This is a genomic window from Amycolatopsis echigonensis (assembly GCF_014174495.1).
Taxonomy (GTDB): Bacteria; Actinomycetota; Actinomycetes; order Mycobacteriales; family Pseudonocardiaceae; genus Amycolatopsis; species Amycolatopsis echigonensis.
Genome location: NZ_JACJHR010000170.1, coordinates 1 through 7,130 on the forward strand (window position 1 = coordinate 1; position 7,130 = coordinate 7,130).

General features: G+C 65.7%; 9 protein-coding genes. 3 read left to right on the forward strand and 6 right to left on the reverse strand.

Annotated features, from left to right (window positions below; translation table 11 throughout):
- A partial coding sequence (locus tag H5411_RS45510) for a hypothetical protein (RefSeq protein WP_183127909.1) occupies positions 1–349 on the forward strand: 349 nt, incomplete at its 5' end.
- Between the two features lie 552 nt (positions 350–901).
- Here H5411_RS45510 and H5411_RS45515 read toward each other — a convergent pair.
- Positions 902–1,279, reverse strand: coding sequence for an ATP dependent DNA ligase (locus H5411_RS45515; RefSeq protein WP_312878761.1), 378 nt, complete (start codon positions 1,277–1,279; stop codon positions 902–904).
- A 79-nt stretch (positions 1,280–1,358) separates the two neighbouring features.
- Positions 1,359–2,162 carry a hypothetical protein gene (locus H5411_RS48255; protein WP_246370486.1) on the reverse strand — a complete coding sequence of 268 codons (804 nt, stop codon included), beginning with the start codon at positions 2,160–2,162 and terminating at the stop codon, positions 1,359–1,361.
- 266 nt (positions 2,163–2,428) lie between these two features.
- Here H5411_RS48255 and H5411_RS45520 point away from each other — a divergent pair, with 266 nt between their 5' ends.
- Positions 2,429–3,052 carry a hypothetical protein gene (locus H5411_RS45520; RefSeq protein ID WP_183127910.1) on the forward strand — a complete coding sequence of 208 codons (624 nt, stop codon included), beginning with the start codon at positions 2,429–2,431 and terminating at the stop codon, positions 3,050–3,052.
- Positions 3,053–3,264: 212 nt separating this feature from the next.
- Here H5411_RS45520 and H5411_RS45525 read toward each other — a convergent pair whose 3' ends face one another.
- The 4 genes from H5411_RS45525 to H5411_RS49495 all read right to left on the reverse strand — a co-directional run bounded on the left by H5411_RS45525 (position 3,265) and on the right by H5411_RS49495 (position 5,402).
- Positions 3,265–3,618, reverse strand: coding sequence for a hypothetical protein (locus H5411_RS45525; RefSeq protein ID WP_183127911.1), 354 nt, complete (start codon positions 3,616–3,618; stop codon positions 3,265–3,267).
- Positions 3,619–3,719: 101 nt separating this feature from the next.
- On the reverse strand, positions 3,720–4,202 hold the full coding sequence (locus tag H5411_RS45530; protein WP_246370488.1) for an ATP-dependent DNA ligase: 483 nt from the start codon (positions 4,200–4,202) through the stop codon (positions 3,720–3,722).
- Between the two features lie 464 nt (positions 4,203–4,666).
- A complete protein-coding gene (locus H5411_RS45535; protein WP_312878762.1) occupies positions 4,667–5,074 on the reverse strand; it encodes an ATP-dependent DNA ligase in 408 nt (135 codons plus the stop codon).
- The gene (locus tag H5411_RS49495) at positions 4,983–5,402 is read right to left on the reverse strand and encodes an SLOG family protein (RefSeq protein ID WP_183127913.1); all 420 of its coding nucleotides are present in this window, start codon (positions 5,400–5,402) and stop codon (positions 4,983–4,985) included. Before H5411_RS49495 ends, H5411_RS45535 begins: the two co-directional genes overlap by 92 nt.
- 286 nt (positions 5,403–5,688) lie before the next feature.
- Here H5411_RS49495 and H5411_RS45545 point away from each other — a divergent pair, with 286 nt between their 5' ends.
- The gene (locus H5411_RS45545; protein WP_183127914.1) at positions 5,689–6,618 is read left to right on the forward strand and encodes a hypothetical protein; all 930 of its coding nucleotides are present in this window, start codon (positions 5,689–5,691) and stop codon (positions 6,616–6,618) included.
- Positions 6,619–7,130: the final 512 nt, after the last annotated feature.

A 7,130-nucleotide genomic window follows, 5' to 3' on the forward strand; every position in this document is an offset into this window, starting at 1 on the left:
ACATCGGCTCGATTTCCAATGCGTTGTCACCCAGCCGGAATTGCGCGTGCGTTTTCTGCACAACAAGACTGCATCCCTGTCGAACCAGTTGCGCATACCGACGTTCAGTTACCGCACCTATTTTCGTTGTCATGGAATTCTCCTCACAAGTGGTGCACGCAAGGGCGATCCGCGAGCAACATCCGCATCACGACCACCGCAATCGATGTGGCGCATCGTGCGAGAAGATCGGGTGCACGCGGCGGACAGGTTCGTCCCGGCAACACCGAAGTATGCACCCGAGACAGCCCTGAAACAACCCGTGTACCAGCGCGATTACGCAGCACAGAAAACAACCGAGCACAGCTGACACAAACGTTCGGAGCATGCGTCACCGTGACGTTCAACGCGAACGCTTGGAACGCCAGGCTCGTATGCGGCAGCGAGGTGAGCACTACACCGCGACAGAGCGGCGATCAACGCCGCGCACCCATGCCGCCCCGCACTCCGGGCAGATCGCCCGGCCCACCCTCGATCGGCGGATCGCCGATACCCGAGCGCGGCTGTTGCGGGTCCACCGCCAATGGCGGGACCGGCATGCCGACGAACAATAGACGGCGTTCGCACGAGCCCGGAGTGGACGGGAGGTCCGGCGACGGGGCGAGCAGCGCGTCACGACGGTTCCCGGGTCCCCGGCCGGGTGGAGCCCATGCTGTCGAAACCGGACGGCGGCCGGCTCCGCGAAGGCCCGGACTTTGCCTATGAGTACAAACTGGACTTCTGTGCACGGTTTTGAGCTGTTGCGCGACGTGCGTTGACATCGGACCGTCGCCGCCGGTGCCGTCCTGCGCTGTGGTCATCGGGACACGTTCCTCGAGGAGCCGCGTCTCGCGGCGGAGCCGGGGGCGGTCGACGCAGCCGGTTACGACGGCGGCCACACCTGGCCTGGATCGGTTTTGTCCATGCGCAGCCCCCGCCAGGCCGTGTGCCTCGACCGGCGATCGAGATCGGTAAGGTGCCGGAACTCGACCTCGCCGACGATCCGCGGCTCAACCCAGTGCACACCCCTGGCCCGGTCGCGGGGAACGGGATTGGCGACCGGGCTGGTCGATCGCGCCAGCGGAGCCAGGACTTTCAGTAGGTCGTCGAGGTCGCGCAGACGGAACCCGGTGCCGACGTACCGGAGCTGGCCGTCGTAGTCCGTGTCGTGCGCACCGCTTGTCGCGTTGACGGTTTGTCCGTTGCCGGTGATCGTGAACTGCGTACGTATGTCGGCCGTTGTCCGAGCCCGCGTACTCACGGTGTTGAAGCGATGCCGGAACCCGGGTCCCCTCGGAGGCCGGAAGTCATGCTGCAGTGATGTCCGGTGGCGGCCGTGCTCAAGTTCTCCTCTGCACAAGCAGCCTGGATTGCCTCCACGATCGGGCTGAGCTGGTTCCGGCGCGGCCCTGGTGCCTCGTGGGTGATGACCACAACGCGGTGGGCGAGAACGTCCTCGGGTCCATCGACCGTGACAGGAACCCAACAGTATTGCTCGGCGCGGTCGCCGCCGAAGGTGTTGCCTGCCATGAACGGGTGGGCGATGTCTTCGGGCGCGACAACGGTTCCTCTCTACACGACGAGGCTCGTCGCGATGATTCCCACAGGCAGGGGTAGGAAGTCAGCCCTGGCCTGCCGTGTGCCGGAAGGCCGATGGCGAGGTCGAGCGCTCCGCGGGCCAGCGGATCAATAACGTGCCGCTCGAAGCTGGTCCGCGACCGGTGGTGCTCGGCGAGGACAACGAGTCTCAATTCGAGATCGGGGTTGGTCGTCTTAAGCTGTTGTTGCGCGCGGGCGACGATGTAGGCGTGTTGCGGGAGGAAGGCCAGGGTGCATTCCCGGCGTCCGTAGTCCTTCAACGCCTGCGCGCTGTCGAGCAGTTCTTTCGCGGTTCGGATGACGTCGTGGCCGTAGTCGGTTATCTGCCGGACCCCGGCACGCGTGTTGGTCGTGAGGGCACCGCCGCCGAGGTCGTCCGTCAACCTGCTGAGGTGGTTGTCGATGGTCCCGCTCACAACGCCGAGGGCCTTACTGGTCTTCTCGACCGATCCGTCGTTTTCGCTGAGTCTGACGAGCGTGATGAGAAGATTGAGATTGATCATCGGAAGCTTGTAGTTGATGTTGTCGCTGTCGGAGTGCGTCACGTCGACCAAAGTCGGCCTGGACTTCAAGATCGTTTCCCAGATTGCCAAAAATCAATGGGTTTGAGACATGGGAAAAGCCCACTGAATCTTGCTTGAAGGCGAAAAAATCGTGCTCAGATGCCCTCTGATCTGCGGTAATCTGCTAGGTAAGCGATCGAATGCGGAGATGAGAAAAGGGCGACTTCCGAGGAGGTCGCCCCTTCCGGGTCTGAATCGGCTGGTACCCGACCGGACCCTTGACATACCGTCGACTCAGGGAGAGCAGCATGTCGACTGATTATCCTACGCCGAGGGCCGGGGTACTGACGACCGCCGTCTGGGGCCTGCTGGGCATTCGGTGGACCTTCGACGTTGCCGCGGGACAGCTGCGGTGGCACTTCACGTCGCCGACGATGCAGGCGTGGGCCCCCCTCGTCGGCGTATGGACGGCATTGCCGATCCTCGGGGTAACCGGGGCGGCCGCCACCTACCTTTCCGCGGCGGCAGTGTTGATCGTCGTCTATGCCGCGGAAGCCCTGGCCGCCCGCGGGGGAAAGGTCGGCTCGCCGTCCTCTCGGTGGGGAGAGATCGGGACCTGGATCAGCTTCGGTGCCGGATTGGCGCAGTCGGTCGACATGGGAGCCAGACACCGGGTGATCTGCTGCGCCGGCCTGCTGCTGGTGTTCTTAATGCGATGGGCAGCGCACCGCCTGCAGAAGTTCAGTCGCGAGTTTCGCCGCCTTGCTGACGCCGTCGCGCGTCTCTCCGATCAAAATGGGGTCGGTGAACCCGAGCCAGACCCGGAGCCTTCGGAGATGGCCTCGAGTGCCTCGTGGAACGTCGTCCCGCTGCTCGCAGCCAAGCGCGCCAGGCGCAATCCGCGCACGAACGGCAGCAAGCACGCCGCCTGAGCCTGCCGGCACCAGCATGTGGCGTGGAAGCGGCGGGGCCCCTGGGAGGTCGGCCAGAAAGTGCCGGTCGGCCTGCGTCCGGCCCCGCGCCCGCCGCGCCCCGCGCACCGGCGAAGACAGAGGTTGCGATACGTGACGGTTTGAACACACATGGCAATCTTGTGGGAGTCGGATTGCCTCACCCGTCGACCTCCCAGCCGTGCCTGGCGGGCTCATGCCCCCAGGTCGCGCACGGAGAGGCCGGGTCGTACCCGATGCACTGTCGGTCGTAGGCGGTTGGTGAATATCGCAACGGAGGCCTCGACCCGGACTTCCACCACCACACCTGGTTTCACCGGCCTGAACTGTGTCTGGCCGCGGCCGAACACGCCCGAATAGACCTTCTGTAGCGGCTCCCCGGTCAGCCTCACCTGGCCTGCTACCTCGGAGGCGATCTCCGGGGCGACCGGCTGGGATAGTCCGATCTTGCGTTGCTGGCCGGTGCTGTCGGGGCGGGCCAGGACGAGTTCGTCGGGCCGGTCCGCGGCGGCGGTCACGCCGACCACGACTGCGTCGACGACGACCATCCGCCGGATCTTTACCCACGATCCGGACCTCCCTGCCCGATAAGGCGAACCGAGTTGCTTGCCAACACATCCCTCGATCCCTACCTGGCTGACGCTCGGGTTCATCCAGGTGAGGGCGACGGATCGGTCGGTGATGCTGGGAGCGAGCTGCAAGGGCGGCGTGACCGCGGCGAAGAGCTCTCCAGCCGTTTCCGGCGATCGCGGCAGGGCTTCGGCCGGAGGTCGGCACACCCGTCGGCGAGCAGGTCGAAGGCGACGAAGTAGATCGTGATGCCCGCCTCCGTACGACCGCGAGGTGCGGAAGTCAGCGCGCCGAAGTCCAGCCGCCCGTCCTTGAGAGCCACGAGCTCGCCGTCCAGCACGACGTCGCCGAGCACTGCCGCGGCAGCCACGATTTCCGGGAAGCGTGCCGTCAGGTCGGTCTCCCGGCGGGACTGCAAGTACCCGTCCACTGTGAACAGCAGGCAGCGCCAGCCATCGAATTTCGGCTCATAGGCCCATTCGCGCCCTGGCCGGGACGTCGGGATTTCCGGAACCGGCTTAGCCTCCGCTACCGCCACCGGCGGGCGCAGCGCGACCATCATCGACCTGCTGAACGCGGACGTTCAGACGCGTGACGACGCCGCGACGGGCCGGGTGCGGGGACGGAGGCCATGGGCTCATCACCTCCGTTGCGTCGGCGTCGTCGCGCTCTCTTCGCACGACAACCCTTTCGGCCTAGCGGCGCGGTGTTTGTACTGGTCGGGACCCCAGGCGGGTGATGTTGCGGGGCGTTTTCGAGGGCGGTGCGGAGGTGTTCGTTGTCGGTGCTGGGCCGCTGAGCGCATACCCTGCGAGCGGAAGAAGTCGTTCAACGTGTTGTCATACAACAGCTCCGGCGACATCAGATACAGCGTGCCCGGGCTCCAGCCCAACGTCACGCATCCACCCTGAACGCTGGCGCGTGGCCAAGCCGGCGTCGAACGGGGCGGCACTCGCGATGCAGGGAGTTCTTCGGCGGTCGTGTGGACTGTCCACACCCGATTGATCATGACCGGTAATCCTTCGGTCAATGACCACCTGTGCACAAGCCACCAGGCCCTCGATACGGCGCTCGCGCGCGATGTCGAGCAGGTCCTTCATGGACAACCCCGCTGGCGGCGCGCTCGACCTGGCGGACCGCCGCCGGAACGGCGAAGCGCTCCGGATCGGCCGGTGCGAGCTGTTCCAGGAGTTCCCGTCGCCGGACGTAGGGCTCGTCGAGGAGCATGGTGTCGCCGACCCTCAGCAGGTCGAACGCCATGAAGGCCGCGGGGATGCGGGTGCCGCGGCGATTTTGGAGCAGTCCGAAATCCGGCACGCCGGCCTCGTTGAGGATCACGATCTCACCGTCGAGAACCAGGCTGTCCGGAGTGGCCACGATGCCGGCCAGCTCGGGAAATTGCCCGATCATGTCGTTGCCGTTGCGGCTGGTCACCGCCCACCGGTGTCGTCCCCCCGGCGATCCTCAGGCACGTCCGGTAGCCGTCCCACTTGAATGCGACGTGGAAGGCAGGCCCGTCCGGAAGCGAACCAGCGGTCGCGAGCATCGGAGCCACCGCGTCGTACTCGCCCCAGTCCGCCGGATGGCGTTCGATCGTCCCACCCCACTGGGCCCAGCACGCTTCGCAGAGCGCGTCGGCACCGGTCGGGCACGCGCCCGACACCAGCTTCAAGTCCGGGTTCCAGACCTCGGCCAGCGCCGCCCGGATCATCGCTCGATCGGCCCAGGTCCGAGAGCCGGTGACCAGGATGCGCAGACCCATGCCTCGAAAACCTCCGGATTCGTTGCTTCAATGTAGTTCACGTTATTGCCTCGACGACCGGGTGAAACGCGGCTACCCGACCGCCCACGCTCTGCACGATGCCTTCCGTGATCACCAAGTTTGTTGATCAAGGTCGCTCGCCTGTACGCCGCTGGAGGAACCCTCCGGAGCACGTCGGCGACAGTAACGGGATCTGCCCCGTTGCCGACTACAGGACACCGCAGTCCCGGGCTCCGGAAGCATCCCGCGCGCATCAGGCGGCTGCAGACGACTTGCGAGGGCCACAATGGACGTCACGATTGAGCACGTCGCTTCGACAACTGACGAGCTCGCCGATCGCATTGCCGAGACGTCCCACATCATCAGTCAGCGCGTCATCGACCCCGACCAGGTCGAACTGGTGGTGACCGGGGACTTCGTCGCGTCGGTGCGGGCGCGAGCCACGAATGCCGTCGAAGCAAACCACTACTCGCCCGAACGCGGGTCCGGTGTGGCCATTGCGAAAACGATCGTCGATGGCGATCGGTCCATCATCGTCGTTCCCGGCTTCGTCTTGTCCGGCGTCGAGAATGTCTTCGACGAACTGGGCCGCCACTGCATCTCACACGAAGCGCTACACGCCCTGCTGAAGCAACGCGGCGAGGACACCAGCGCTGCCAGCGCTCGACTCGCGACGACGCAATCCGAGCGCGACTACCTCACTTCGGCTGGCGTGATCGCAGAGGAGTATCGGGTCGAAGCCTGCCTCGCCGTTGAAGGCAGCACACCGCCCACAACAAGCCAAAGCGGCTTCGACGATGCCCTTGAGGCCGCCAGGCTCACGTTCCTCGACGCCATCATCCTGCGGCATCCCGCAGAGTCGATGCACCGCCCTTCCGCTACTGCCCGCCAAGGAACGCACCACCTCGGAATCCAGCTCGGCTACCTCGCCGCCGAGTTGACCAACGCCCACGGGACAGTCCCCGCCATCCCACCAACCGCACTTGCTCGAAACCCCCTCTGGGCACGGCTCGTTGGGCCAAGCTGGCAACGGATCGCAGGTGTTCTCAGCGAACTGCCCGACGCAAGCAATCCCACTGCTGAGGACGCCCTCACCCAGACGGTGCTCAGCCTCGCCAATGCACTGAAGGACTGGATCCGGCACGTTGGCTTTGTCTGGCGAGACACCCCCGAGGGCGGTCTCTACTTCGACGTCCTGCGCCACGACTTTGACTAGGTCGGCCGATGGCCGGACGCGGCCGCCCGGGATCGTCTCCCTGAGTTGCACGACACCTGTGGTGATCACTAAGGTTCATCGGCATAGTCGCTGATCTGCGGAAACTCAGTCGGAGAACTCGCCTCGGGCCGAAGGCCGCCAGAGAACCTGCGATGAGGATGAACACCGCGGGGGCGACCCAGTGTCCCCAGCGCCGGACGATTCTTCGGGTCGTAACGCCCGCCGAGCTCAGGCACCCACGCGTCGACGGCATACGCAGCCAGCCGAGGCGCGACCAACGAGAGCTGGTTGCCGAATCAGCGGCGCGTGCTCTCCCCACCACAACGCCACGCCATCCGCGGTGCGGATTCTTCAACAAGGCGAGCAGCCGGTCGGCCTCGACGCGACGATGCCACGGCACCGACGGCGAGTGGCCCACGTCGAAGAACTCGGCCACCACCCGCCCGCCCAACGGTTCAACGAACCGACGGGCCACGCCGAGCTGCCACGCTCGCGACGTCCGCGGGTGCTGG

Bases quoted from the DNA above. Each gene is read 5' to 3' on its own strand.
- H5411_RS49495 (WP_183127913.1), bottom strand. From the start codon at position 5,402: ATGGGTCTGCGCATCCTGGTCACCGGCTCTCGGACCTGGGCCGATCGA.
- H5411_RS45545 (WP_183127914.1), top strand. From the start codon at position 5,689: ATGGACGTCACGATTGAGCACGTCGCTTCGACAACTGACGAGCTCGCC.
- H5411_RS45530 (WP_246370488.1), bottom strand. From the start codon at position 4,202: ATGATGGTCGCGCTGCGCCCGCCGGTGGCGGTAGCGGAGGCTAAGCCG.
- H5411_RS45520 (WP_183127910.1), top strand. From the start codon at position 2,429: ATGTCGACTGATTATCCTACGCCGAGGGCCGGGGTACTGACGACCGCC.
- H5411_RS45525 (WP_183127911.1), bottom strand. From the start codon at position 3,618: ATGGTCGTCGTCGACGCAGTCGTGGTCGGCGTGACCGCCGCCGCGGAC.